The sequence below is a fragment of the Chryseosolibacter indicum genome, assembly GCF_018598585.1.
Taxonomy (GTDB): domain Bacteria; phylum Bacteroidota; class Bacteroidia; order Cytophagales; family Cyclobacteriaceae; genus Chryseosolibacter; species Chryseosolibacter indicus.
On sequence record NZ_JAHESD010000018.1, the window covers coordinates 56,417 to 82,987 of the forward strand.

The following is a 26,571-nucleotide window of genomic DNA, read 5'->3' on the forward strand; positions in this document are numbered from 1 at the left end:
TATGGAGAAGTTACAAGTTAAAGGAGCATGGAATGAAATGAAGGGAAAATTGAAGCAGAAGTATGGTCAATTAACTGATGATGATTTAGCTTTTGCTGAAGGAAAGGAAGATGAGTTCTATGGCCGTCTTCAGCAAAAACTAGGAAAGTCTAAAGAAGAGTTAAGGAACGAGATAGAAAAGCTTTAGGGCTCACGCTGCTTTATAATTTTAAGTAGGTAAAGGTCTGCATTAGCAGTCTTTACCTTACCATTTATTAATTCTCGAACTGATGGCTACTAAAGCAAAAAACAAATTGGGTGTAAAAAATTCCTTGGTGAATAACATCAATGCCAGAAAGAAAAAAGGTATTTCCAGGTCAAAGAAGAAATCGCCGGTAAGCAAGAAGGCTTATAATGATATGGAACATAACTGGATTAAAAAATAAAACATTTGAGGTAGGAAAATATAAAGAACTAATGTTATGAAAAGCGAAGAGGGAGAAGATGTTCAGCATCTGGAACATCACGAATCGATAGATAAATTAAAAGAACTAGTCAAACATAATAATATTTGTTTGTTCACTACGCACCTTACTGACGTTCCATTACAAACCAGGCCAATGAGCGTGCAGGAGGTTGATGATGAGGGAAATTTTTGGTTCCTCAGTGATAAAGACAGCAATAAGAATTGGGAGATAGACGAGGATCCAAGGGTACAACTATTTTTCTCTAATAAAGGGGCGAACGAATATCTCAGTGTTTATGGTCATGCAACCATGTATACCGATCGTAAAAAGGTTGAGGACATTTGGAGCCCTATTGCCAAAGCGTGGTTCCAGGAGGGCAAAGATGATCCCCACATCTCTGTTATAAAAGTAGCTCCTGAGGATGCCTACTATTGGGATACAAAAAATAACAAAGCAGTCTCGTTAATTAAAATTATGGCTTCAGTGGTAGGAGGTAGAACAATGGACGATGGCATAGAAGGAAAGATGAAGTTTTAATATCAAATACAAATTGGTATAAAAGCCCGGGGTTTAGCCGGGCTTATTGATACCGCTTCTCTATAAGTAAAATCTCCATTAAATCAATTGTTACTAATATTTCTAATTGCAAAGATTTCATTCTTCAATTCTACCAAAGCAATAATAATATCGTCAATATCATTCTCATCGAATTCAATGTAGTGAAACCGATCGGGATTTTCAGTCTCATCAGTTTGCATCATAATTGACTGTTTCTCATAATCGACATACAATTCGAAACCGACACCTTCTTTGTCATAGAATTTTAGTGCTTTCATAGTTCTGTTTTTTTACATGAAGCTACAAGTTCAGAGCGTAAATTCTATTTCTCATGTGAACAAGTGATCCACAAAAGCAATTGTTGATAAGTTTTAAATCTCTATATGTAGGAATTGAAGAAAAAGTATATTAGGATCGCGTGAAATTGAATGAGAATGAATTCAGGTAAAGGGAAGAATACTTATATTATTTGGATCCTAGGGTTGCTTTCAACCATTAGTCCGTTCGCGATAGATTTATATTTGCCTGCTTTTGCAGAAATAGCCGATCATTTTCATACTACTCCTGCCAAAATATCACTTTCGGTTTCAAGCTATTTCGTTGGAATGGCACTAGGACAAATTCTTTATGGGCCTTTGCTTGATCGGTTTGGAAGAAAGCCTCCTTTATATGCAGGCCTTACTGTATTTATCATTGCAAGTATTACATGTACGCTGTCTACAAGTGATCAGTTTCTGATCATCGCAAGGTTCTTTCAGGCGATTGGCGGAAGTGTGGCATGGGTGGCTGCTGTAACAATGGTAAGAGATTTCTTTCCTGTTTCTGAAAGTTCAAAAGTTTTCTCATTGCTTATTCTAATTCTTGGTGTATCTCCATTACTTGCTCCAACTATAGGAGGTTTTATTGCCACAAGCCTAGGTTGGAAGGCTATATTTTTTATGCTGGCGGTGCTTGCGTTGCTAACGCTCTCTATTGTTTACACATTGTTGCCTGCAGCGAGAGAACCAGATAGAAGCGTATCTTTAAAAGCTGGCCCCATGCTTTCCACTTTTACTTCTGTGTTAAGGAATGCTCAATTCTCTACCTATGCTTTTGCAGGAGCGTTCTCCTTTTCAACGCTTTTTATCTATGTTGCAGGCTCACCTATCATTTTTATGGACATTTTCCACGTAAGCCCACAAACGTATGGCGGTATCTTTGCTTTATTATCTGTAGGTTTTATAGGAGGAAGTCAGCTAAACATCTTTCTGACAAAAACATATCCGAATGAGCAGGTGTTTAAAGTAGCGCTTATTGTGCAAATCGCTACAAGTACACTGTTTTTTCTTTTTGCATGGAATGATTGGCTCGTTTTAAATAATACACTGTTGTTTTTCTTCATTTGCCTGACTTGCATTGGTCTTATTAATCCAAATGCTTCTGCATTGGCTATTGCTCCGTTTACAAGAAACATTGGCAGTGCGTCTGCTCTACTGGGATTTATACAACTAGGTACCGCAGCACTAACTTCAAGTGGTGTCGGAATTTTTGAATCAAAAGAGACTTACCCGATAATTTGTCTTATGCTAATCACCAGTGCAATAGCGGGACTCATACTTGGTGTTGGAAGAAAGATAATAGGAGAGGGGACAGTAACCGTCAACGATACTGCTACACCCTCAATGCACTGATGGTTTAGTAATTCTTACTATAAAGTGTGACGTCCTTCATCATATTTCTCGCGAAGGCATATGAGAGACCTTTTGATACATACGATTTTGAGGGCTCATTTAAAACGAACGACACTGAATTAGGCACTTGAAAGCCCCAGGTGCCGGAGAATTGTAATTCTCCTGGAACAATTATAGCAACATGTTTTATTCCTTCCTCTGTTGTATAAACTGCAACCACCGCTTTGTGAGCGTTGGCTAGTTCTTGCGCTTCCGTCAACGTTTTCTGTTCGTATGCGTGCCCAAGCAATTTCCATTGAGAGGATTCAGAGAACAAGCTAGCCATTTCGTTAAGCATAAGGTAGCGCTTCGCCTTATCGGAATAAAGAGCATTTATTTTGTAAACTTTTGCCAGAGATTCACCAACATACGAACTACAACCTAGATTTTCCTTTGATCCATTAGCACATTCAAGAAATTTATCCATGAGTTGCGACAAGTCTGTTTCCCATTTAGGATTGATGGATTGTGAATAGCTATTTAAAAATGGAACCGATAAAAGACTGAATATTAATGCAATGGATTTTAAACGCATACCATGTAAAGTTAGCGACACAAAAGTGCAAATTTTAATCTAAGCGACCATTCATTAAAACTATACATATCGTTACAAATCTTACATCAGAAATATATAAGCGGCAATTTAAAGAAGCTATCCACTAGATATTTCCTCCCAAAAAAATGAAAGAATAATTGGTAACTAAATGGTTACGTATTAACATTGTAACCGATTGGTTACATGACATCAAAATGATTGCAGGGAGTTTAGCTAATGTATGTATTAAAGAGGCTTTTTTATTCATAACAACAATTAAACTATGAGAAGAGATGTATTTCAGGCAATAGCAGATCCAACAAGAAGAGAGATCATAAACTTAGTGGCTCATAGGTCTTTAAACCTAAATGCAGTTGCCGAAAAATTTGATATCAGCCGACCAGCTATTTCAAAACATATTAAGATCCTGACGGAGTGCGGGCTTGTTGTGATCAAACAACAGGGCAGAGAACGTTATTGCGAAGCACGGCTACAGAAATTAAATGAGGTCTCGAAGTGGATTGATCAGTATCGGGAATTCTGGACCAAGAAACTCGATGCTCTTGAGAATTTTCTTGCAACTGATGCAGAGTTGGACATCAAAGATGAAACTAAAGGTAGAAGTACAAAATCAAAAAGAAGGAAAAAATGAAAATAGAACCTTTTGTTATTGAGCGCACCTTCAATGCTTCCGTTGAGAAAGTATGGAAGGCAATTACTGATAAAGACAAAATGAAGCATTGGTATTTCGATCTTGCAGAATTTAAGCCAGAAATTGGTTTTGAGTTTCACTTTGAAGCAGGGGAAAAGGGTAAATGTTATGTGCATCTATGTAAAGTTACAGCGGTTATACCCAATCGAAAATTACAGTACAGCTGGCGTTATCAGGGCTATACAGGTATTTCATTTGTAACATGGGAACTCTTTCCGGAAGGAGAGTCTAAGACAAGGCTCAAATTAACGCATGAAGGCCTTGAAACATTCCCTGTCGATAATCCTGATCTCGCACCTCATAATTTCGAACGAGGATGGAATGCAATAGTAGGACAATCACTTCAGAATTTTTTGGAAAACTAAACCGATACAACTAACCCATAATTTATGAAAATTGCACTAACAAGTATTTTTGTAAACAACCCTATTGAAGCACATAAGTTTTACACAGAAAAACTAGGCTTTACAAGCAGGATGTTCATGCCTGAAGCCTTTCTGGCAATTGTGGCATCTCCCGAACAACCTGATGGAGCCGGGCTACTTCTTGAACCTAACATGAATCTTGGTGCTAAGGAATTTCAGGAAAACATTTATAAAGCGGGGCTGCCTATAATAGTATTTGGAGTTGATGACATCAACAAGGAATATGAACGATTAAAGAACCTGGGAGTGATATTTAAAAACCCTCCTACAAAACGTGATTGGGGAACCGAAGCGGTATTTGATGATACCTGTGGAAACTACGTTCAAATCATGCAGAACAATTAAGATTAATTGATCAAGCAAGCTTATTCCGGACTTTATTGTTTCAAATGCACATCAGGTAAGAGGTAGTATGGCAAATTAAACTCTTTACATTAAATTCATGTTACTCATGAATAGATGAAAAAAAGTTTATTTACAGTTGCAGGAAAATCCCTGACCTTTGCCTGGAATACAAACCGGAAACTATTCCTCCTTATTATCTTTCTTAATCTTTTTATTGGATCTACAGTATATGTCCAATACACAAGTTTTGCCTCGATCGTTGATGAGATAGTGAAAATAAAAGAAGGGGCGAATAATATGACTCCTTTAATTAAATCCGCTATTATGCTAGGGCTGTCTTTCCTGATTCCTACAATTGCTAGCAATATTCTTGCTTATAGTCGCGTGGTATTCAGAATGCAGCAGAGTTTACATCTTGAGATGTACAAAATAGAAAAACAAAGCAACCTCGATATTGGTACAATTGAAAGTAATTCATATCAAACTTTGCTAAGAGGTGCTAAAGAATGGGGTAGTAGCAGCGTGCTTAACCTACAAGATTTTGTCTTTACTTCGGCATCCAGTTTTGCTGGTATTGCTACATCCATGGTCATTCTGGGATCGCTAAACAAGTGGCTTGTACTATTTGCTTTTATGGCGGCAGCTCCGGTTTACTTCTTCTATAAAAAATACAGCAAGGAAGTCTTTCGAGTGCGATATTTATCTATAGATGATCAAAGGATTATAGGAAACAGGATTTCGCATTTTGAAGAACTACAGAAAGCTGTAGATGTTATTCTTCTGCAACTGAAGTACTGGCTTAAAGAGCAGATATTTGAACGAAAGAATTCATACAATAAGAAAATAGCCGAAGCTGAGAAAAAGAAATGGCTCTCTTACGGATTATTAAGTGTGTGGTATCTGGTATTTCTTTTCGCCGCGATTGCACTAATGACGCGTGAAGCACTTGCAGGGACAATAGCAGTAGGTGGGTTGTTGCTCGCATTTAATACTTACACGCGTTTTTATCAAACAATTAACAGTTATGTTGAGTCAATTTCATTTACCGAAGAAGCAGCTCGATATGCTTCAAAGTGGTTTGAATTATTTGAATTAAAACCAAAAATCATTTCCAATAAAGATGCTTTGCGATTTACCTTTAATCAGGCTCCGCTTATAGAATTTAAAAATGTATCGTTTCGATATCCGAATGAAGATGGTGCTCGGCCCTATGTACTTCAAAATTTATCCTTTACTATAAAGCCTGGGGAGAAAATAGCTATAGTGGGAGTAAATGGAGCAGGTAAAACAACGCTTATAAAGTTGCTATGTAGGGTCTATGACCCTACTGATGGAAGTATACTTATTAACGGAACAAACTTACGAGATATTAATCTTCATGACTGGCATGAAGCACTGGGCATACTGTTTCAGGATTTCCCCGTATACAACTCAACCATACTTGAGTCGATAGGTATAGGAAGAGTTTCCGTTGATATCAATCAAATAAAAGTAAAAGAGGCAGCAGTGTTTTCCGGCGCTGATGAATTTATTAATAACTATAACCAGTTGATCTGGAAAGACTTTAAAGATGGTGTTGATCTGTCAAAGGGCCAGCATCAACGGCTTGCCGTAGCAAGAATGTTTTATCGCAATGCTCCTGTTACTATATTAGATGAACCTACAGCTTCTATTGATGCTGTAACAGAAGAAAAGATTTTTGCGTCACTCGAGCAAAATATGGAGGGTAGGAGTGTTGTATTAATCACCCATCGCTTTAGCACAGTAAAAAATGCTGATACAATTCTCGTGCTGGAGCACGGTAAAATTATTGAGCAGGGAATGCACCAAGAGCTTATAAAGCGAGAAGGAAGATATGCAGAATTGTATAACATGCAGGCTAAACGGTATCTTGAAGATATGCAGAAGCATGTTTTACAGCCAGGATTGAGTGAGTAGAGGATTTTGCTTTAACCAATTGGTTAATGATAACACCAATACATAAAACAGTACAGGTTTATTTGATGTATTGTAATTAGCAGTGTGTGCCAGCGACAAACCTTAAGATAATGATGTCGTCTGCTAACGTACTACTTAAACTATTTGCACGAGGTTTCTATAAGGAACACGCAGGATTATTCATTTTCCTTTTCGTTACTTTTGTCAGCTACTTCTTCTTTATTCAGATTCTTAATCCTCACATAGAACCAGATGAGATAATCCTTTACAATCTTATCCTTGGAATAGCATTCATTAGCACGCCTATAGTCACACTTTTTATCGCTGGCATTTGGTTCGTATACGCTGTAAAAAGTTGTACCTATATCATGTCGCAATTGTTATTAGACAGTAATCAGTTTTTAAGATGCAGTCTTACAGCATGGCCCAAAATCAATCAGTATAAATTCTGGGTGCTCGTTCAGGCCGCAATATTGGCTCCTTTAATAGCCTATAGCGTTTTCTCATTTATACTTGGTTTAATATTTCACCATTACATCATCCCAATCGCTATTCTTACATATATATCACTTCTTGTAGGCCTAAGTGCGTTAACATGTTTAGTGGTTTCGAACCGTTCTCATGAAGTTTTACAATTTCACATGTTTCGAAAGGTTATAATTCCGCTTTCCAAACCCCAATTCAGCCTTTTCCTTTATTATGTTTTAGACGAGATGGGCTTAACATTTATAGTAACAAAAACGCTATCTCTTTCCGTTAGCGTAGCTATGTTGATGTTGCTTGATAACTTTATAACTGATTCAAGGTTCAGCTTCCTGGTTGTACTGGCTGTGAGTGTTTCACATGCCGTTCTCATCTTTCATTCCCATGCCTTTGAAGAGAAGTATCTAAGTATCATAAGAAATCTTCCTATTTTAAGAGTTAAATTGTTCTTGTATATGGTTCTGCTATATATGCTTATGATATTGCCTGAAGCGGTACTTATCTTTGTAGTATTTGGTTTCATTAAATCTGTCCCACTCTTATTTTTTGGTATTAGTATAATGATCTTGATGCGAACAATCTTTTTTGTTCACGATACCTCAGGCGGAAATTATATAAGAGTTATATTTGGTCTGTTTGTAATATTCTTTATTCTTCTTTTGTTTGACCTCGGAATGTTCGTGGCTATCGTTAATTTTAGTCTGGCCTTTTTATTCTTTTATCGATTGTACTACGTAAAAGAGTTTAAGTTAAAGCCCCGTTAAACAAACAACCGATCATATATCAGTCTGATCTAATATTATTAAAGAAGTACAGGAGAGCTTAAATGTTAAAAGCTAATAATTTTAATTTTACTACTTCTTGCCTGTGATTAATCTTGCCACAGATAGTCTCCCGCTTCCCAATATAAATATTACGACTGAAAGAATAAGGTATACAAAAGCCAATTGCTTTACATCGAAAGGGTCATTTGCATGAGCCACAAAATAGGCGACACACATTGTAATAAAAATCATTGTGGCTGCGAAACGTGTTAATAGACCTATAAGGATAAGAATTCCACCACCTAATTCTCCAATAATTGCCAGCACCAATGAAGCTTTTACACCAAGTCCAGTATAGTTCTTAAACATGGGTACAATTTGCTCAAAGGCAAGGAGCTTAGAATATCCATAATAAGTAAATAATGAACCAACGAGAATACGTAGAAGAAGAACTGCCACATCTGTATTCAGTGATTGGTAGTTAAGGATTTTGTTTTTCATAACTTAAGTTTTAAGGGTTAGGGTACGTATTACTTACCTTGCTAATATATATGCAACGCAGAGGTGGCGCAAGAAATTGGCAAAAAACTTTGAGTTGCAGCATAACCTAGTATTAAATTTAATGGCTCACAATTTCATCAGGTAACACTTCCGCGTTAAATCCAAATTTCCTGAGTAAACTGATTAGCTCGTTACAATCAACAATACCTGTTTTTGATTGAATACGTAAAACCTTGTCACAATCTGTAAGATCAAAGTTAGCTGCGTACGCTCCGAAATTTTTGTGGATCTCAGCTATGAGTAACTGTGCGTGATCGACACTTTCAACGTTCGTTTTAAAAACTTCTACCATTTTATGCGCTGTTATCCTGGTTAGGTCGATAATGAAGAATAACGACTCCTGATTTTAATCTTCTTGTTTGAAGAAGCTTAAGACTCAATTGGTTGGTTATGCCTCTAAAGAGGGGTTTTCCCGCTCCCAGAATTCTGGGATGAAGAGCAAGAATGTATTCGTCTACAAGGCCGAGATCAATAAACGTTTTAAGAATATCTGGTCCACCAAAAAGCAATATATCCTTGCCTTCTTCATCTTTGATTCTTTTAACTACAGTTTCTATATTTTCATTTACTAACATTCCATTACCCGGTAAGTGTTTTGCAGTGTACGAGAAAACATATTTTCTGATTTTCGCAATGAAGTCATTAAGCTGCTTTTCCTGATCCGAAAGAAACGGTTCATCGGGCTGTGCTATACCAAATCTTTCATAGCTAACACGCCCGTAAAAAATTGTATCGAACCGATTTTTAATTGTCTTCAGGTAATCCTCGTCCTTCTCAACAAGCATCCAATCCAGTTCTCCATCAGGCCCTTCAATAAAACCATCGAGCGAAACTGCTATTTCTGCAATTAATTTTCTCATGTAAATCAGATCTCGTTAGGTGACAATTTCCTTCATTCAACTTATAACATCTGGTCTTTTTAGTCGGGTTAATATTGCCGAGTATAATTTCTTCCTGCAAAGCTACTATTGAACGGCTCTTTAAGTAAGGTGTAAATACGCCATTAGGAGGGGTTGATTACGACATGTTGATTAAGTACTTTTGAAATGAGCTTTTAGCTGAACCATGATCTTTGATTTTTAAAACATAACCCGTCAGTGATGAAACATATAACGATTCTCATACCTAAAGGAGCAATTTTAGGTAGCATAGAGGGACCAAGGCAAGTGCTCAACGGTGTGAATAGCTACTATGCAAGTATGGAAAAAGCCCCTCTGTTTAAAGTAGAACTCGTAGGGCTTACAAAGGAAACTCCTTTGGTAAACGGTGTTTACACCATCAAGACTGATCGTACAATTAGTGAAGTGACAAAAACAGACCTTATTATTATCCCAGCTGTAGATGGAGATATAAAAAAAGCGCTTGAGGAAAATAAGGATTTTCTCCCATGGATTACACAACAATATAAAACAGGAGCAGAGGTGGCAAGTCTGTGTATGGGCGCCTTTCTTCTTGCGTCTACTGGTTTGATAACAGGAAGGAAGTGTGCCACGCATTGGGTAGCGGCAAATGAATTCAGAAAAATGTTCCCGGATATTGAGCTTGTTGCAGAGAAGATTGTAACGGATGAGCATGGTATCTACACGAGTGGTGGCGCATACTCATATTTACAGCTCGTACTATATATCATAGAAAAATATGCGGGAAGGCCTGCGGCAGTTTTTTGTGCTAAAGTTTTTGCTATTGACATCGACAGGGATACGCAATCACCCTTCATGATGTTCACCGGACAGAAGGATCATGACGATGAGCCAATAAGGAAAGCACAGGAGTTCATTGAAAAAAATTACGAGAAGAAAATTACGGTTGAAGAGCTTGCTGACAAGTTTTCTCTCAGCCGAAGAAACCTTGAGAGACGTTTTAAGAAAGCCACAGCCAACACCATCGTTGAATACATTCAAAGGGTAAAGATCGAAGCTGCGAAATTTAACCTGGAGTCATCCCGCGAAAATGTAAATGAGGTGATGTTCAAAGTAGGATATTCAGATACCAAGGCATTCAGGAATACCTTCAAAAAGATAACCGGTTTATCTCCAGTAGAGTATAGAACAAAATATAACCGTGCTGTTGTAGCGTAGCATTTTCCAGCAAATCAGGTAGTTGTACATGCAATCTACCTGATCCGATTCTTCGTTTCTGGTTTCATACGACTTCTGCTTTACTGCGATGCCGAGTACTAATTTGGATTTCCTTCCTGGAGCCTGATTGCGAAAGAAGCTGCTATTACATGAAAAAGTTCTACAGTTAAATTCCACATCATAATTAGGAACTAGTCAGCAGTAGGAGCGAGAGAACTATTATGCTGCAAACCGAGGGTATGGAGCGAGTAAGTTTCTTTAAAGAAATTTAGATTTATAGAAGAACTTCTCAACCAAGTGTGGAATTTCTCACGGCTAAGAACTTATAATTCCCCAAAGCTAAAATCACCAACGGTTAATATAGCCGCTGTGAAATTTTCAAAATAAAATTTTAAGAAGTGCAATACCCGCTTCGGGTAAACAATGCGGCAGTTTTAATTGCTTGCTGGTTCATTGGCAGCTGTTAGCAATGTATATAGCTGCTTTAATAAATTTCTAATGAAATAGCAAATCTTTCGATATTCGAACTTAACTTACGTCCAAATGATTTTAATAGAGGTTCTACGCAAACCGGGCATAAGATTTATAAGATATACTGTGGCTGCTAAATTCCACAAAAAGCAGCTATTAAAAGTTGGTAATATGACGAAGATGATAAAACAATTTAGAGACCTATTATTGGACATTAAAATTAAGTTTCCACTTAAGAAGAATGAGTACGGATATTACGATGCTCACTATACTGATCAGGGACATAGCTTAAGATGCCCACATTGTGGCGGCGCAGTTTGGTCTATTAAAAGCTATCAACAGGTTGAGTGCCTTACTTGCTATAGAAACTATAACAATCTCGGGGTTTTTGGTTTGGAGGAGACAGCTGCAATTAGTTAAGCTTATAGAATAGACTTTACCTGAAGTTAACATATAGGAGTAAAATTCCTGTCAGATACTGGATTCTAAATTTGTTGCTGGTTTTGGGGTCCAATCGATTAGATGAAGCAGTAAGTAGTGCTGCAACGTTTAGTCATCCAGTATTTCTCATTATATATACCATCATATATCCGAATTAAAAGAGATCCTTTGAATCACGCGCACTCATCCTGCCATCGATGGGAGTTCTAATAAATTGACTATTACTCAAATTACTCTGCCTATAACAGTAGAATCAGCATCCTTCACATTGCTATTTTCCTCATATTAATTTCATTTCTCAATTGGCAACTGCTGTATGACTTTGCATTCAATGGCCGGTTATATTCCTGCGCTCTTTTTTTCAAACTTTCTATCTCCTTCAGACTGATATATTCTTAAGTGTTACCTCCTGCAATCAACTTATTAACGGCGTGGCTATGCTATCAGGTATAATACAACGGAGTAGATACAGGCGGCCTGTATAGCCGCTATCGCTTACAGCAGGTTGTTCAACGGCTGAAACATGTATTTTATCGATCATAAATACCATTCATGGATGGATTTGTCATTCTAACGATGAAATAGCTCTACAATTTATCAAATCTGTAGAACAGCCTTATCCCTTTGGTGAAGGCAAAAACAAAGTTTACAACTTTTAGCCTACACGGCATGGTAATTCCATATAACACCATTGTAAAATCAACACCCTATGGAAACTCCCCTGAAATACCTAGTTGCAGTATGGCTACTTGCACTTGTAGTTTGTTTACAATCTTGTAACGATCAAAGTGTACAGTTTGAAAAGAAGAAGATTCAATTCACATTGGTTCCTACCACATCCTCGAATGGAAAAACCGACGGCATAGACTTGCCTGAGAATACGCGTTTAAAGATTAGCATCGCAAGCAGCAATGGTGCTGTTATTTATTCTAACCAGGAAATTCCTGTACTAAAGGTAGGTAACGGGTACATTACTGATCCATTGGAGCTCATTCCAGGTGGTTATACAATAACCGATTTTATGGTTGTAAAGGATAGCGAGGTTTTATATGCAACCCCTAAGAATGCGACACAGCTAAGTCCTCTTGTTGCAAATTCTCTTCCATACAATTTTTCAGTTACAGAAAACAGCGTTGCTAACGTAAACATGCAAGTACTTGACGTTCGCGGCCAGGACCCCGAGGCATTTGGATACGCCTCATTAAATGTAGAAGTAATAAATACATTAGCGATCTCCGTACTTCATGCGAAAAAAGGACAAACTCTTTTAACCAACGCAACAGCAGAGCTGCGTAAGGACGATAAGTTAATTAAAACAATTCCGCTGAATGCTGCTGTAAATACCATTGCTTTTGACGGAAACCCTGATACACTATATACGTTAACTGTTTTTACCAACGATGGTTTTAAGTCTCAGACTTTCAACTTCAAAAATTTAAAAAACGAGCTTGGTTCAAATCCATTACAGGTAACGTTAGAGCCTGCCTTATTCCTAACAATCAATTCATATGTCGATGAAGGGAACGAAAACGAAGAGTATTTTGATTTCGGGCTTGAAGGAAGCGGCACAGTGAACATAAACTGGGGTGATGGCGACACGGCTTCTGAATCATTGCCATACTCCGGATTACATGAATATATTGAAGGTGATTATACAGCTGTAATCACAGGAGACCTTGATCAAATCACAAACATCTACGGCTTTTCTTATGGCTCTATTATATCAGCTATAACCGGGCTTACAAATCTTACTTCTCTAAAAACATACAATCCGTCTTGGGGAGCAGTGCCTATTAAAGTAGATCTTAGCAATTGTACACAATTGGAGACTATAAATATCTCAAAATATGGTGCTCCTTACGAACCTATTGATCTGCGGACAGATTTTAAACTTCCTGCCCAACATAAAATTAAAGAGTTTGTTTTCGATGCTCCTAGTTTTGATATAAACAGAGAGTATATCAGCGCAGAAGAACTTGAAGCAATGGTGAACAATATTTATAATAACGTAACACAAAGCAACATCCGTGACGGCAAGTTCTTCGTCAACCCGGTTGTTACACCATCACCGGAAACACAACAAAAGCTGGATGAACTTCAAAGCGAATATAACTGGGAAGTAAGGTTTAATGATGAGATATACGACTACTCTGAGTCAGGAAGAATCAGAACGAATGAGAATGCACGCAGAGATAACTGGCTCCGTAGCAAGTTTCCGAATAGCAAGCGTATGTCACAAAACAATGCCATGGCATTCATAAGATAATAAGTTGTTACTTTGTCCATATTCTAAAAAAGCCTGCAAACTGCAGGCTTTTTTCATTTCTATTCGTTATAAACACGCGGCCTCAATAATGGAGATTGGATTTAAGAAACACCGGGAGAAGGTTTTTTCTCTGCCGTATCAACCTCTGCTGTGGTAAGCTCAATGGAATCTGGTCTGTAAACGGAGAAGACTCTGGAAGTAAATAAAGTAATAAGAACCGCGATTGACAAAGACGTACATGACGATATAAACACAGTTGATGTCGAGGCAAAGAAGCTTCCTGAAGCATATACCATCATAATTAAAACAACAGAAAAGGGCAATGAGCAGGCAAGAACGTTCATGGCAAAATCCTGATCAAATGTTTTTGCACGCTTATCTTCAGGCAACTTGCTTTCAAGCTGGCGAACAGCTTCCATGTGGGAATAAGGCCAGAAGCTGCAAGCGCTCTGAGGGAAAACAATAATCAGGAGCATGGTGGCTACATCCTTCACCGGAAAGAACAGAAGCACAAGACCGCTGATGAAGAACGCAATACCAGAGCGAAAGAACAGGAACGAAAGAATAGTTTTTACCTGGTTCCAGTTTAGTCGCATGGAAATTCCGATAAAAAGTAAAACAAGCGGAGTCATGATAATGCTTAACCTGTCTATACTTAAACTGATAGCTTCAGGAAATGCTGAATAGTTTAAACCAAACAATAGCATGATAATAGCAACAACAATGGCGATGTTAACAGGCTCGTTAATCATTGATAATAATAATGTTTTTACTTTTGCCTTATTGCTAACATGCGCTACATGGTTCGATTGATAAAACCATTTCATCGCGATCGTGTAGGAAATAATCAATACAAAGATTTTATTACCTACGTCAGCAAGTGCAGCCATTGCAAGGGGGCCCTGACCACTGAATTCAATTATAAACGGAAAACAGGAGAGGCCGGGGGCTAAGGATGGGATAAGCATAACCAATGTTCTATATTGGTTTAAAGGGATATTAAATACCGATCGAAGCGGTAATTTATCAATCAGGAAGTGCATTGTGATATTAAAGCATAACGATAAGATTGGAATAACAATCAGGTCAGATTTAAAATCTATTTGCAACAGGGCAACGAATATTGTTGCGGGCAATGCAAGGCTCAAGATTAATGTTTTGATACCATCACGATGATCTTTACTTTTTATTTTCTGCTGAAAAAAATAGCCAATAAGTATTAATAGAAGTAGTGAGATTGTTTTAGTAACAGCTGAACTCATAATAATTCTCCCAGGTCCTTACAAAATTCAAGTCAGTAGTATATCAGCCGAAAACCAAAATGGTCTTCAGATCAGGGGTATTCGCCGTATGGCAAGATTAGCTTACAATCTCATTGAGAGATTTTACGAAGAGTTTAAGTTCATCCATTGTTCCCACACTCACCCTTCCATAAGGCTTGCCTGCAATCTCATATCCGCGGATACCAACACCTCTTGACATCATTTTGTCAATCATATCTTTCACAGGCATCTGAATGGGGAATAACACGAAGCTTGTATAAGAGGGGATAGGATTCAATCCTGCTCTCTTTAATTCTGAGAACACATATTCTCTTCCTTCTTTGTTATGGGATCTTGTGAAGTTTTGAAAATCAACATCCTGCATGCTGGCCATGGCTCCTTCAAGCGATGTAACAGATATTCCCATCTCTGTGCGCACCATATCCTGTATCATCTTTACACGTTCCGGTTTGGCTACCATATATCCCAAGCGAAGTCCTGCCATACCATGAATCTTCGAGAAGGTACGGCACACAATAACGTCATAACCTTCTTTTAATAAACCAACGGTGCTATGTGCTTCCGGGTGATCCAACAATTCAAGGTAAGCTTCATCAATGAATACAGGAACCTTTGTACTTACTCTTTTACAGAAAGCTTTAAGCTCTTCTATGGGAGTTAATGTCCCGGTTGGATTATTCGGGTTACAGATGTAGATAAGTTTAGTGTTTGCATCAATTGCTTTTTCCATCGCTGTGAGATCATGCGCGTAATCACTTCTCAGCGGAATATTTTTCCATGACGCACCTATTGTTGTAGCCGTGTTTACAAGAGACATGTAGGAAGGATCAGCAGAAATAACATTACCGCCTTTCATACACAATGCAAATGCAGTCTTCTCAAGTAAGTCAGTAGATCCTGCTGCAAGTAATACCTGCTCTTTGGATACACCTTCTTTTTCTGCCAACACCTCAACCATTTTCATAGCGCTGCCATAAACATATCGATTACCCTTCGACGCCGCTTCTGCTATTGCGGCAATCGCTTTCTTTGAAGGTCCCCATGGATTTTCATTCGCAAGTAATCGTGCTTTCATGTTCTCTCTGTCAGGAGGGGCAACATGGTAGTTTTCCAGTAGTTGATACTTGTTTGCTGGTTTCATACCAAATGCTGGCTTTGCGGTGAGCTCAGGTGCCAGAATTGCACCTGTTATTAAACCTCCTGTTGTAAGCACGCTTTGCTTAAACCAGGATCTTCTGTTGATGGTGGACTTCATAGGGTGGTTTGATTTAATGGTGTTACAGTAAGTCTCCCTCATTAATAAATGCTGGATGAGCTTTATACTCACCCAACATTAGAATTGTAGAGTTTCTTCTTATAAGTTTAGGTTTAGATTGTGTTTGAACGAATTTATAAAATTAAATACTGATTACTACATTGTTTTTAATATAAACGGAAGGTTTACAAGGCGTTACTTAGTATATAATTTCATAAAGGTGCTGATACAAACGTTATAGTTTTTTGAGCAATCGTGTGAACTTGAAATTGCCACGATGAGATATTTTTTTTAAGAAAAATATAAACGGCTGCCTGATTTTATATCACAGAATGACAGCAGAAGGCTAGTCAATCTCTAAAAAGAAAGGCAGAATATGCTGAGATGTCACAAGCATACTCTGTCCAGGTTATTATGATTTTTACTACGCATTATCACAAGGTTACCTCATGATTTGCCAAGTGCTTTTCGTATTGCAGGGGCTACAACGGTACCGTATAATTCTATAGAACGTAATACTTTTTTATGAGGCATACTGCCAACAGTCATGTGGGCAAGAAAGCGCGTGTTTTTAAATAGCTCATATTCATACAAGATCTTATCAATTATCTCTTGCGGACTACCCACAAGCAGTGATCCGTGTGGTGAACGAAGATCGTCATATTGCGCTCGGCTCATAGGAGGCCAGCCTCTCTCTTTACCAATACGCGACATCATGTATGAATAGCTCGGAAAAAACTCGTCAGCAGCTTGTTGTGATTCATCAGCGATAAAACAATGCGAATGAATACCAACGCCTAACTGATCTGCATCATGGCCCGCCGATTTTGCTACGTCTCTGTAGTAGGCGACATATGGAGCAAACCGATTAGGTGCACCTCCAATAATTGCAAGTGCCATGTGAAGGCCTAATGTTGCAGCGCGATGTACCGATTCAGGTGTGCCTCCAATTGCAACCCATATCGGTAGCTTCTTTTGATAAGGACGCGGATATACACCTAAATTGTTAATAGAAGCACGATGTTCTCCAGACCATGTTACTTTTTCGTTCTCATTAATCTTTATAAGCAAGTCAAGCTTTTCGGAAAACAAGGTGTCGTAGTCTTTCAGATCGTACCCAAATAATGGAAAGGATTCAATGAAGGAACCACGGCCTGCCATAATCTCAGCTCGTCCTTCAGATAATAAGTCAACCGTTGCAAATTGTTGAAATACCCGAACAGGATCATCAGAACTTAACACGGTAACAGCACTCGAAAGTTTAATTCTGTTGGTTCTCACGGCTGCGGCACCCAGCGCAACTGTAGGAGCAGAGACAACGAAATCAGGCCGATGATGTTCTCCTATGGCAAATACATCCAGGCCAACCTGCTCTGCCAGTTCAACCTCTTCCATTAAATTCTTCATCCGCTCGTGCGGTGTAATCATCTTTCCTGTTGAATCCGGAGTAAGTTCTACAAATGTGCTAAGGCCTAATTCCATGATATTGTATTTGGTTCGTAATACGCGAATCTAAAACAAAGTATGATAAGTAATAGTTTTCTGGTTCTAACAAGCCTCGGCCCTTAGAATACGAACAGGAAGTTGCCTTGCCTTTTGCTTTAATGCAACAAGATTCAAATAACTGAATCATAATCAGGCCTAAAGCAAGCATTTGATTAAGAATTAAGCAAAACTGCCAATACAGCGATAAGTATCTTGATATACCGCAGAATTTAATTCACCAAAATGATGGGTTGATGTCCGCTTCGCAGCGCGGGTTTAATTTTTTACTATGGTAAACCATTTAAACAAAAGATATGATCGAAGACCTCTGGTATAAGAATGCTGTGATTTATAGTCTTGACCTTGAAACCTTTATGGATCGTAATGGTGATGGTATTGGTGACTTCGAGGGGCTGGCCAGCAGATTAGATTACCTGCATGCTCTGGGCATTGATACGGTGTGGTTAGCGCCTTTCCAGGTTTCTCCCAATAAAGACAATGGTTATGATATCAAAGACTATTACGGAGTTGATCCGAGTCATGGAACGCTGGGTGATTTTGTAGAATTTATACATCAGGCAAAAAAAAGAGGTATTAAAGTGATCATTGATCTTGTAGTCAACCACACCTCAGATCAACATCCATGGTTTCAGGATGCCAGAAGCAGTGAAAGTTCTAAATATCGAGATTGGTATGTGTGGTCTAAAGAGAAGCCCTCAGATTGGAACGAAGGGATGGTTTTTCCTGGTGTCCAAAAAGCAACATGGACATACGATGAAAAAGCGAAAGCATATTATCATCATCGCTTCTATAAACATCAGCCCGACCTAAATATCGACAACCTGGAAGTACGGGAAGAGATTGAAAGGATAATTGGCTTTTGGCTGCAGTTAGGTGTTGCAGGCTTTAGAATAGATGCTGTTCCTTTTATTCTCGAAACACAGGAACCTGGAGATGAAAATAAAAAGATTCGTTTTGAATACCTCAGGGAAATGCGACGCTTTCTTCAATGGAGAAGAGGCGATGCGGTAATGCTAGGGGAGGCAAATGTAGAACCAAAAGAGAGTTCAAAGTATTTTGGTAAAGAAGGTGAAGGAATTCACATGATGTTTAACTTCTATGTTAATCAATATATTTTCTATGCGCTTGCAACTTCTGATATACAACCTTTAAAGGATGCGATTGAAGCTACCCGCATTGAATTTCCCGGCTCGCAGTGGGCCCAGTTCCTGAGAAACCATGATGAACTGGACTTGGCAAGACTTACTGATGAGCAACGTCAAAAAGTATTTGAAAGCTTTGGTCCTGACAAGAACATGCAATTATATGACCGCGGAATAAGAAGACGGCTTTCAAGTATGTTACTCGATCGAAAAAAAACAGAGCTTGCCTATAGTCTTATTTTTTCTCTGCCGGGTACACCCGTATTGCGCTATGGCGATGAGATTGGAATGGGAGAGAACCTGGAGTTGGAAGAACGAAATGCGGTACGCACGCCCATGCAATGGTCATCAAATAAAAATGCCGGCTTTTCTGATGCCGATAAACTTGTAAATCCTGTTATTGAAGATGGCGCTTACGGATGTAAAGAGGTGAACGTAGAAACACAGCGGAGAATACCAGACTCTTTATTGAACTGGATGACAAACCTTATAAGACTACGACAGGAGTGCATTGAAATAGGATGGGGAGAATGGAGTATCCTGGATGTAAATGTCCCTGATGTACTTTGTATCCGTTACAATTATAAAGATAGCTCGGTTATAGTGCTTCATAATTTCAACGACCGTGAAGTAGAAGTGCCGCTTACGCTTGAAAGCAAGAATGAATTGAAGCTTATTGACCTAATGATCACAGAAACGAGTGTCGCCAATAAGGCCGGTACACACACCATCAGGTTAAGTGGATATGGATACCGTTGGTTCAGGGCAGGAGGCCTCACTCATTTACTCCGAAAGAGATAAAATATTTTTCTTTTTCTTCTGAAAATTAAAAGGCATTATGATTTTATGCGGTCGCTTCGTGTCGAACGCGATTGCGGAAAAACCAGGACTATCACTTTACTATGATGATTTGTGTCATTATCATGATGTTTTTGATGCAGCTGAAAGTAGCGACAGAAAAAAATATCGTCGATATCCGTAAGTCCTCGAACTATGAGGGGATTCATCTTTTAAGAAGGTTACGGTTGCGCAAAAACGATTTGCTTGCAACGGTTTTGATACTGGCTCTCTAAAAAGAGAACAACATGTTAGAAGATAAAAAACTTATACCAACTAAACTTAATGCCTATGTAAAATTGAAATCGTCCTCCGAGTTTATAGTTGCTATTAATATATTTTCCCACAAAGCGCGGAAACCCATTTTATAGTAGAGGTATCTGTGTTGAAAAAAGAATGAAAGTATGATATTGAACAAAATCCTAAACCTTACTATTACTGTCTTAACGTTAACGCTATCATTGGGTTCTACCTATGCTCAACAAACCGCAAAAATTACACCTTCTGGCATAGGTTATCTTGAATATGTTCCTAAAGGATATAATAGTAATAAGAATAAGTACCCTGTCCTGATCTCTCTTCATGGAATTTCAGAAAGAGGAACTACCTCAAAAGATGCAAACGCTATTAAGTCGAGTGTTCAAAAGGTAGCGAACGTGGGCATGGCTAAATATATAAAGCAAGGTGCACAATATTCTTTTATTGTTATTTCACCTCAGTTAAAGTCATCTTACGGCACATGGCCTGCTAGCTACGTGATGGATGTTGTTAACCACGTTAAAAAGACATTACGTATAGATGAAAGTAGAATTTATATCACAGGATTGAGCCTTGGCGGCTTTGGTGTATGGACCACCATTAGTGCACACCCTGATGTGTTTGCAGCAGCTATTCCTGTTTGTTCCGGTGGTAATTCACCAAGTAAGGCATGTGGCATTGCTTCCGAGAAGCTGCCAATATGGGCCTTCCATGGCGATAGAGATAATGTAGTATCAGCCAACGTTACAATACGTATGGTAAATGCAGTTAATGGTTGTAACCCTAAACCTAGCCCACTTGCAAAAACAACTATTTTCCCAGGAATGGGCCATAGCATATGGGATAGAGTTTACAAAGAAACCAATGCATTGAACTGGATGCTCAACTACCGCACAAATGGTAAAACAAACACACCTAGCAACGTAGACCCTGTATCAAATGCCGGAGGCGACAAAACCATAACGCTTCCAACAAATAAGGTCGTAATCACAGGATCAGGTTCTGATAAAGACGGTTCAGTATCAAGCCATAGCTGGAGCCAGGTAAGTGGACCATCAAAAGCAACACTTGCTAACGCGAACACGAAAACACTTACCGCATCAAATCTGAAAGCAGGAACATATGTATTCCGCCTGAAGGTAAAGGATAACAAAGGTGCAGAAGATACAGATGATGTTACTGTTACTGTTAAAAATAAACCGGCAACATCTAATCCTAAGCCAACAACGCCTAGCAATCCAAAACCAACAACGCCTACTAAAAACCAGGCACCAATTGCAAATGCAGGAAGCGATAAGAGTGTAAAACTTCCTACAAGTACAATAACGCTGAGTGGTTCTGGAAAGGATAAGGATGGAAAAATTGTATCTTACAAATGGGCGAAAGTTGGCGGACCTTCCGCTTCGCTCTCTGGTGCAACATCTTCTTCCGTAAAGGTTAGCGGACTAAAAGCAGGCTCTTACTACTTCACATTAACCGTGAAAGACGACAAGGGTGCAAGCCATTCTGATAAAATGCTTCTGAAAGTAACTAAATAGTCTTTCCAAGATTATTCACACCCAAAACAATAAGGCTAACCTCTAAGAGGTTGGCCTTATTGCTTTTATACATGAAACGTAAACCAAAACCACTTACATTATCGCCTTTCCTCGGGAATGTCTGGGAACGGAGGGGTAGGAAAATGTTAGATGGGGTGAAGTAATCCCTCCGTTTGGAGAACTTCACATCGAAGAGGGAAGTACATATCATATCATCGCATTGCCTGCCTGTCATCCAACTCCGTATTCAGTAAATAACGGGATCGCTTCGTCCTGCCAACACACGAGTCCATTACACACGTTCTCCCAGACATTGTCCGGGACAAGCGCGATGACAGTTCTGAAACCGTAGCACCATTGGTAGCACCACGGATAACACAAAAAAAACGCTCCCCTTTGCGGAGAGCGTTTAAAACTAAATAAATAATAAAACTCAGGTACGCCTAGTACACACCTACAATACGCATCCCCATTCCCTGGTTGGATGGATAATAGGCCGTTCCATCTTTCAGGAAGAACAAGATACCCACCGCATGCACTACCGTTGCATCGTCAGTAAGCGGAGTGGTAGTCTCTATCTTCGTCTCCAAAGTAATTGAAACCGGTTCTGTCGATGCCATTGGGTAATACTCTGAAAAAGTAACATCGCTGATTGCATCAATCATATCGTTGGTTGACTCGTAGGTACTAGTCTTTTCATTGTACACCGTATCGGTTAACACACCTGCAAGTTGTATAAGCTGAAAGTGCGACGTCAACGGAGGCGGAACTACACTTCGGCTTATGTTCAGGTTGGTGATCGTAGCCGTAACCGTAGTACGGTCTGTGCTATGCGATGTAGGAAACCTCTTGGTAAACGATGAGCGGAAAGGACTTATAGCATTCAGTTCAAACTTAATCAAGTCCTTTTTGTGTTGTGACAGGAAGATCTGGCGTTTACCACGAAAAGCAGTTTCATCTACTTTCATCATGTCGCGATACACTTTCGATATTCTGCCACGCACACGACCATCTTTAAGGTTTTTCACCGGAGCGAAAATTTGTGTGAATGAAGATGTTGCCTTGGCAAGCCCTGAAAACTCACTCAGGTTCTCGCGTACGCGCTCAAACTTAGGATCGGTCATGATCCGCTCTTTGCTTGGTCCGCCTGCCTTACGGGCTACATGCTCACCATTTTTGTTTTGGTAAAACGAGATTCCACCCATCTTACCTTTGAAGGTTACGAAATTTGTTTGTTTACTCATATGTATAAAATTTAAATTGGTTACACTTTTATAAGATGTGCACTGCACACACACTATTTAGAATGATACATTCTATAGCATCTGCCTTTACAGTTCGCCATCTGATTGATAATTCAAAAGTATCTGAGCACTAGGCAGCCAGTCTGCCTAGTGAAAAATATTTTTACTTTTTTTATTTTGGGTAAACAGAGGTTTTTCAACTGAGGTTGATAAAAAGTAGCGGTTATCCTCGGGATATCTAGCGGTTATCCTGGGGATATCCTGCGGACATCCCCGGCACGTGGTGCAGTTTAATTTTTTCAGATTAACTCAAAAACGTTTAAATTTAGACTTATAACCTTAAGACCCCCATGTCTGCCGGAAAGAACCCCTACGCGCGATACCAGATTATTAATGCGTGTTTTACAAACAAGCAAAAGCCTTATTGGACAAAAGAAGAGCTTATCAGAAAACTGGCAGAGCACGATTTTCATGTATCGGAGAGAACCCTGAACACCGACCTACAGAACATGCGCGGAAACGAGCAATTGGGCTTTTTTGCACCCATTACCTATTGCGTACGTGAACGTGCCTATTATTATAGTGATCCCAATTATTCGATTTATAGTGCACAACTGAGCGATTCACAGCTTCAGGCTTTTTCGTCTGTTGTAGACCTGCTACAGGGCTTCAGAGGGCTGCAAATGGTAACAGAGTTCGAAGGTGCCATCGAGAAGATTGTAAGGGGCGTAGACCAGCTTAGAAGAGACAAGCTTACGAAAGGTGAGCAGACCATAGAGTTTGAGCGTGCACCTTACTATAAAGGAATGGTGTGGTTCGACACAATTAAAAACAGTATCGATAACAAACAACCGCTGCGGATAGGGTATAAGAAGTTTACCTCAGGTAAGGAAGACGTACATATTTTCCATCCGTACTTTCTAAAGGAGTTTAAGGGAAGGTGGTATGTACTGGGCCATAGTGAAAAGCGAAGAATAACCCTTACCCTTGCGCTCGACAGGATTGAAAGCGCAAGTCCTGAACGTGTACCTTACAAGCCCAACACCTTTTTGAAAGCGAAGGAGTATTTTAAAAATACCATAGGCATTACGCATAAGAAGAAACCTGTTGAAGACATTGTATTATGGTTTTCACCTGCCATGGGCAACTACATAAAGACACAACACATCCACCCCTCACAACAAATTATACGCGACGATGAAGAAGGCCTGGTAATAAGCCTGAAGCTTATCATCAACTACGAGCTCATCACTATGCTCCTGGGCTACTGCCCTGATGTAAGTGTTGTTGCCCCTGTGAAGCTGAAGGATAAGCTGGAAGAGCTTTTAATGAAAGGTATAGAGGCGAATAGGAGGAAGGTGAGGGTTTGAGGGGGAGGTGGAAAAATGGTAATTTAGAAGGGGTGTATATAACTATTTGTTTATATGCTTCATAGAAACATGTTAATAAAGAAATATGGACGTAAGTCTTATAGCGAATTTTTAGGGCTTCTATGCGCAACAACAAAGCATACGACAATTTTAAAAAGGACTTAGAAGATATATTTTCTACAATCGTCTGTTTACAACACTACGCGTACACAAGTGAAGCCTTGTTTGCAAATAGGAGAAAACTGAAGTTTACTACCGAGGAAGATACAAAGATTTTTAAAGAAATTCACTTATTTGAACGCACCAACTATCTCAACAACACGTTGTTTATTGCGTTGATCGCACTTCTAGAAAGTTACTTGCAGGATAGGCTTATTGAAGAGCTTGAAAATAACGTAGAGAAGGTAAATGAGTTGATACGGAAATACTCAATTGACAGAAAAATAACCCCAGAGGATGTTATAAGAGGTCCTCACGTTATTGCCAACGAAATTATTGAAGGAACTATCTTCCATAAATTACCTGTTGTAAATTCTTTATATAAGATTGTTTACGGAGTGGATATTTTGTCACTAATGAAGGAAAAAGAGATATTCCTCTTAATAAAGATTCGACATAAGATTGTCCACCATTCTGGTCGAGTTCGGGGAAAAAAAATTGTCATTGGAGAAATCGGAATACTTGAGGCAATGAATTCAATTTCGAGATGGATAGAAAATATTGAATTCTTTTTACATAAAAAGAAGGAGCGAAAAAGTTTTCCTAATTATGTAAGGAGATACATTAACCAAGCGGACTTTAAAAAGAGTCGAATTTACAAACAAGCAATGCCCGAAATGGAAAAAAGATGGTTAGAGAATATGGACGATGCAATAAAAAGAAAGGGTATTGAAGAGCATTTATATTGGAACTAACTCCCCTTCAAATTGCGCCGACACATCAATTGTCAGTTACTTAGAATTTACTTTCTTCCATACAAACCGAATTAATCACGTCATAGAATACAAAACAAGGAGAAGCATAAGTTGTATCTCTATTCTATCGCATCGCTTTCTGTTATCCAAGCCAACATTTCATCCGAAGGGGATCACTTCGTCCTGCTTACACGCAAATCCATCACCGAGGTCCTCCGCGACATTCGGGACAGGCGCGATGACGGTTATAATAAAAGAGGTATTACTTCATTTCTCAACCGCGGCATTATAACGACTTACGATTCAGGAGAAATGGAGACGAGGCGGGAGCCCAAGCAGGGTTCCCAAATGGACACCTGCATGAGTTAAAAGGCATGAGTCACTTTCTTGGCTTGAATGTTGATCTTATTCAGAAATCTTGCACTGTAAACCATATGATTAATGACAATAAGAAACAAAACCACAGGTCAAAAAGCAGAATTGGCGCGCGTCCTGTCGAATGGAAGATATTTAATTCAAATAGGCGGGTACTATTCCTTGAATGATAAAAAGAATTGGAAGTCAGAAAGTGATGAAGTAACAGATATTTTGTCTTATTACGAATAGGATTTTTTGTCAGTAGGTAATATAGTACCTATTTAGATGGGTTATACCAGCCAATTTGTCCCTTTAATACGATTCAAATGGTAGAAAAAACACTTGTAAGAGCAGGAGATTACGTATACAATATTGAAGACCCTAATGATAGACATGTTGTTTCTGAAGAATTAGAACATTTCTACAAATCGGATCTTTCCGAGCGTCTTTTAGATAAGAAGAAATATGTGCTTGATGACGTTCACCAGGTTAGGAAAATACTTAGTCATTATGATTAAGGTTTTGTTTTTTTCCTGCAGATATTCTGTCCAAATTAAATTTCCTCCCCCTCAGTGTCACTCGAAGAGGACACTGAGGCTTTCGAAGCACAAATTAGTTTTAGAAGCACAATTTCATTTGCTACACTACTTTTGTACATTGGTTTTTCCTCCCCCTCAGTGTCACTCGAAGAGGACGCTGGGGTTTGCGAAGCACAATTTCATTTGCTACACTAACTTTTCTACATTGGTTTAATAAATAAACCCCTCTTGTCTTTACACCAGCAACATAACGAAGCTCACCAGGTCTACTTCTGTACAATCACCTGTTATAAATGGTTGCCGCTGTTCGAGGAAATTAATGGTTATCATGCTGTATATAAGTGGTTCGAGTATCTTAAAAAGGAGGGTTGTCACGTTGCAGCTTATGTGATCATGCCCAATCACCTTCATGCATTATTTTTTCTGTCACATAACGGAACCTCGCTTAATCAACTTGTGGGTGAAGGCAAGCGGTTTATGGCTTATGCTATTGTGAACGATTTAAAGAAGCAGGGTAAGCATGAGATATTAAAAGAACTGTCAGAAGGTGTTGAACAAAAGGAAAGCGTAAAAGGAAAACTTCATCAGATTTTCAG

The 26,571-nt window shown here is 38.9% G+C and carries 28 protein-coding genes; 19 read left to right on the plus strand and 9 right to left on the minus strand.

Annotated features, from left to right (window positions below):
- Position 1 precedes the first annotated feature (1 nt).
- The 3 genes from KK060_RS10310 to KK060_RS10320 all read left to right on the plus strand — a co-directional run bounded on the left by KK060_RS10310 (position 2) and on the right by KK060_RS10320 (position 983).
- Positions 2-187 carry a CsbD family protein gene (locus KK060_RS10310; protein ID WP_254153643.1) on the plus strand — a complete coding sequence of 62 codons (186 nt, stop codon included), beginning with the start codon at positions 2-4 and terminating at the stop codon, positions 185-187.
- A gap of 82 nt (positions 188-269) precedes the next feature.
- Positions 270-425 (plus strand): hypothetical protein, encoded by a 156-nt coding sequence (locus KK060_RS10315; RefSeq protein WP_254153644.1) that lies wholly within the window; start codon positions 270-272, stop codon positions 423-425.
- A 36-nt stretch (positions 426-461) separates the two neighbouring features.
- Positions 462-983 (plus strand): pyridoxamine 5'-phosphate oxidase family protein, encoded by a 522-nt coding sequence (locus tag KK060_RS10320; protein WP_254153645.1) that lies wholly within the window; start codon positions 462-464, stop codon positions 981-983.
- Between the two features lie 83 nt (positions 984-1,066).
- On the opposite strand, the gene KK060_RS10325 is transcribed toward KK060_RS10320, so the two are convergent.
- On the minus strand, positions 1,067-1,282 hold the full coding sequence (locus tag KK060_RS10325; protein WP_254153646.1) for a hypothetical protein: 216 nt from the start codon (positions 1,280-1,282) through the stop codon (positions 1,067-1,069).
- 156 nt (positions 1,283-1,438) lie between these two features.
- On the opposite strand from KK060_RS10325, the gene KK060_RS10330 reads away from it, so the two are divergent.
- The gene (locus tag KK060_RS10330; protein WP_254153647.1) at positions 1,439-2,674 is read left to right on the plus strand and encodes a multidrug effflux MFS transporter; all 1,236 of its coding nucleotides are present in this window, start codon (positions 1,439-1,441) and stop codon (positions 2,672-2,674) included.
- A gap of 4 nt (positions 2,675-2,678) precedes the next feature.
- Here KK060_RS10330 and KK060_RS10335 read toward each other — a convergent pair whose 3' ends face one another.
- A complete protein-coding gene (locus KK060_RS10335; RefSeq protein WP_254153648.1) occupies positions 2,679-3,248 on the minus strand; it encodes a hypothetical protein in 570 nt (189 codons plus the stop codon).
- 283 nt (positions 3,249-3,531) lie between these two features.
- Between KK060_RS10335 and KK060_RS10340 the strand changes: the two genes are divergently transcribed.
- From KK060_RS10340 to KK060_RS10360, 5 genes are all read left to right on the plus strand, one after another.
- Positions 3,532-3,900, plus strand: coding sequence for an ArsR/SmtB family transcription factor (locus KK060_RS10340; protein WP_254153649.1), 369 nt, complete (start codon positions 3,532-3,534; stop codon positions 3,898-3,900).
- A complete protein-coding gene (locus KK060_RS10345) occupies positions 3,897-4,325 on the plus strand; it encodes an SRPBCC family protein (protein WP_254153650.1) in 429 nt (142 codons plus the stop codon). The genes KK060_RS10340 and KK060_RS10345 overlap by 4 nt, the downstream gene beginning before the upstream one ends.
- A 24-nt stretch (positions 4,326-4,349) precedes the next feature.
- A complete protein-coding gene (locus tag KK060_RS10350) occupies positions 4,350-4,730 on the plus strand; it encodes a VOC family protein (RefSeq protein WP_254153651.1) in 381 nt (126 codons plus the stop codon).
- A gap of 114 nt (positions 4,731-4,844) precedes the next feature.
- Positions 4,845-6,668: an ABC transporter ATP-binding protein gene (locus KK060_RS10355; RefSeq protein WP_254153652.1), complete on the plus strand. Its 1,824-nt coding sequence runs from the start codon at positions 4,845-4,847 to the stop codon at positions 6,666-6,668.
- Between the two features lie 110 nt (positions 6,669-6,778).
- Positions 6,779-7,915, plus strand: coding sequence for a hypothetical protein (locus tag KK060_RS10360; RefSeq protein ID WP_254153653.1), 1,137 nt, complete (start codon positions 6,779-6,781; stop codon positions 7,913-7,915).
- 90 nt (positions 7,916-8,005) lie between these two features.
- On the opposite strand, the gene KK060_RS10365 is transcribed toward KK060_RS10360, so the two are convergent.
- The 3 genes from KK060_RS10365 to KK060_RS10375 form a co-directional block, all read right to left on the minus strand.
- Positions 8,006-8,416 carry a DoxX family protein gene (locus KK060_RS10365; protein WP_254153654.1) on the minus strand — a complete coding sequence of 137 codons (411 nt, stop codon included), beginning with the start codon at positions 8,414-8,416 and terminating at the stop codon, positions 8,006-8,008.
- Between the two features lie 118 nt (positions 8,417-8,534).
- Positions 8,535-8,768 (minus strand): hypothetical protein, encoded by a 234-nt coding sequence (locus KK060_RS10370; protein WP_254153655.1) that lies wholly within the window; start codon positions 8,766-8,768, stop codon positions 8,535-8,537.
- 1 nt (position 8,769) lies between these two features.
- Complete coding sequence (locus tag KK060_RS10375) at positions 8,770-9,336, minus strand: dihydrofolate reductase family protein (protein ID WP_254153656.1); 567 nt, start codon at positions 9,334-9,336, stop codon at positions 8,770-8,772.
- Positions 9,337-9,576: 240 nt separating this feature from the next.
- On the opposite strand from KK060_RS10375, the gene KK060_RS10380 reads away from it, so the two are divergent.
- From KK060_RS10380 to KK060_RS10390, 3 genes are all read left to right on the plus strand, one after another.
- Entirely contained in the window at positions 9,577-10,554 is a 978-nt protein-coding gene (locus KK060_RS10380) for a GlxA family transcriptional regulator (RefSeq protein ID WP_254153657.1), read from the plus strand.
- Between the two features lie 642 nt (positions 10,555-11,196).
- Positions 11,197-11,445, plus strand: coding sequence for a hypothetical protein (locus KK060_RS10385; protein ID WP_254153658.1), 249 nt, complete (start codon positions 11,197-11,199; stop codon positions 11,443-11,445).
- Positions 11,446-12,175: 730 nt separating this feature from the next.
- Complete coding sequence (locus KK060_RS10390) at positions 12,176-13,732, plus strand: hypothetical protein (protein WP_254153659.1); 1,557 nt, start codon at positions 12,176-12,178, stop codon at positions 13,730-13,732.
- Between the two features lie 101 nt (positions 13,733-13,833).
- Here KK060_RS10390 and KK060_RS10395 read toward each other — a convergent pair whose 3' ends face one another.
- From KK060_RS10395 to KK060_RS10405, 3 genes are all read right to left on the minus strand, one after another.
- On the minus strand, positions 13,834-14,994 hold the full coding sequence (locus KK060_RS10395; RefSeq protein ID WP_254153660.1) for an AEC family transporter: 1,161 nt from the start codon (positions 14,992-14,994) through the stop codon (positions 13,834-13,836).
- A 97-nt stretch (positions 14,995-15,091) separates the two neighbouring features.
- Positions 15,092-16,270 (minus strand): pyridoxal phosphate-dependent aminotransferase, encoded by a 1,179-nt coding sequence (locus tag KK060_RS10400; protein WP_254153661.1) that lies wholly within the window; start codon positions 16,268-16,270, stop codon positions 15,092-15,094.
- Between the two features lie 447 nt (positions 16,271-16,717).
- Positions 16,718-17,752, minus strand: a complete 1,035-nt coding sequence (locus KK060_RS10405; protein ID WP_254153662.1) for an LLM class flavin-dependent oxidoreductase — start codon at positions 17,750-17,752, stop codon at positions 16,718-16,720.
- 317 nt (positions 17,753-18,069) lie between these two features.
- Here KK060_RS10405 and KK060_RS10410 point away from each other — a divergent pair, with 317 nt between their 5' ends.
- Complete coding sequence (locus KK060_RS10410) at positions 18,070-19,719, plus strand: alpha-amylase family protein (RefSeq protein WP_254153663.1); 1,650 nt, start codon at positions 18,070-18,072, stop codon at positions 19,717-19,719.
- A 440-nt stretch (positions 19,720-20,159) separates the two neighbouring features.
- Positions 20,160-21,551, plus strand: coding sequence for a carboxylesterase family protein (locus tag KK060_RS10415; RefSeq protein ID WP_254153664.1), 1,392 nt, complete (start codon positions 20,160-20,162; stop codon positions 21,549-21,551).
- A gap of 443 nt (positions 21,552-21,994) precedes the next feature.
- On the opposite strand, the gene KK060_RS10420 is transcribed toward KK060_RS10415, so the two are convergent.
- Positions 21,995-22,795 carry a hypothetical protein gene (locus KK060_RS10420; protein ID WP_254153665.1) on the minus strand — a complete coding sequence of 267 codons (801 nt, stop codon included), beginning with the start codon at positions 22,793-22,795 and terminating at the stop codon, positions 21,995-21,997.
- Between the two features lie 350 nt (positions 22,796-23,145).
- Between KK060_RS10420 and KK060_RS10425 the strand changes: the two genes are divergently transcribed.
- From KK060_RS10425 to KK060_RS10445, 5 genes are all read left to right on the plus strand, one after another.
- Positions 23,146-24,165 carry a helix-turn-helix transcriptional regulator gene (locus KK060_RS10425; protein ID WP_254153666.1) on the plus strand — a complete coding sequence of 340 codons (1,020 nt, stop codon included), beginning with the start codon at positions 23,146-23,148 and terminating at the stop codon, positions 24,163-24,165.
- Positions 24,166-24,500: 335 nt separating this feature from the next.
- Positions 24,501-25,079 carry a hypothetical protein gene (locus KK060_RS10430; RefSeq protein ID WP_254153667.1) on the plus strand — a complete coding sequence of 193 codons (579 nt, stop codon included), beginning with the start codon at positions 24,501-24,503 and terminating at the stop codon, positions 25,077-25,079.
- A gap of 441 nt (positions 25,080-25,520) precedes the next feature.
- The gene (locus tag KK060_RS10435) at positions 25,521-25,685 is read left to right on the plus strand and encodes a hypothetical protein (protein WP_254153668.1); all 165 of its coding nucleotides are present in this window, start codon (positions 25,521-25,523) and stop codon (positions 25,683-25,685) included.
- Positions 25,686-25,762: 77 nt separating this feature from the next.
- Positions 25,763-25,954: a hypothetical protein gene (locus KK060_RS10440; RefSeq protein WP_254153669.1), complete on the plus strand. Its 192-nt coding sequence runs from the start codon at positions 25,763-25,765 to the stop codon at positions 25,952-25,954.
- Between the two features lie 249 nt (positions 25,955-26,203).
- Positions 26,204-26,571, plus strand: a 368-nt coding sequence (locus tag KK060_RS10445) for a transposase (protein WP_254153670.1), incomplete at its 3' end; no start/stop codon positions are given.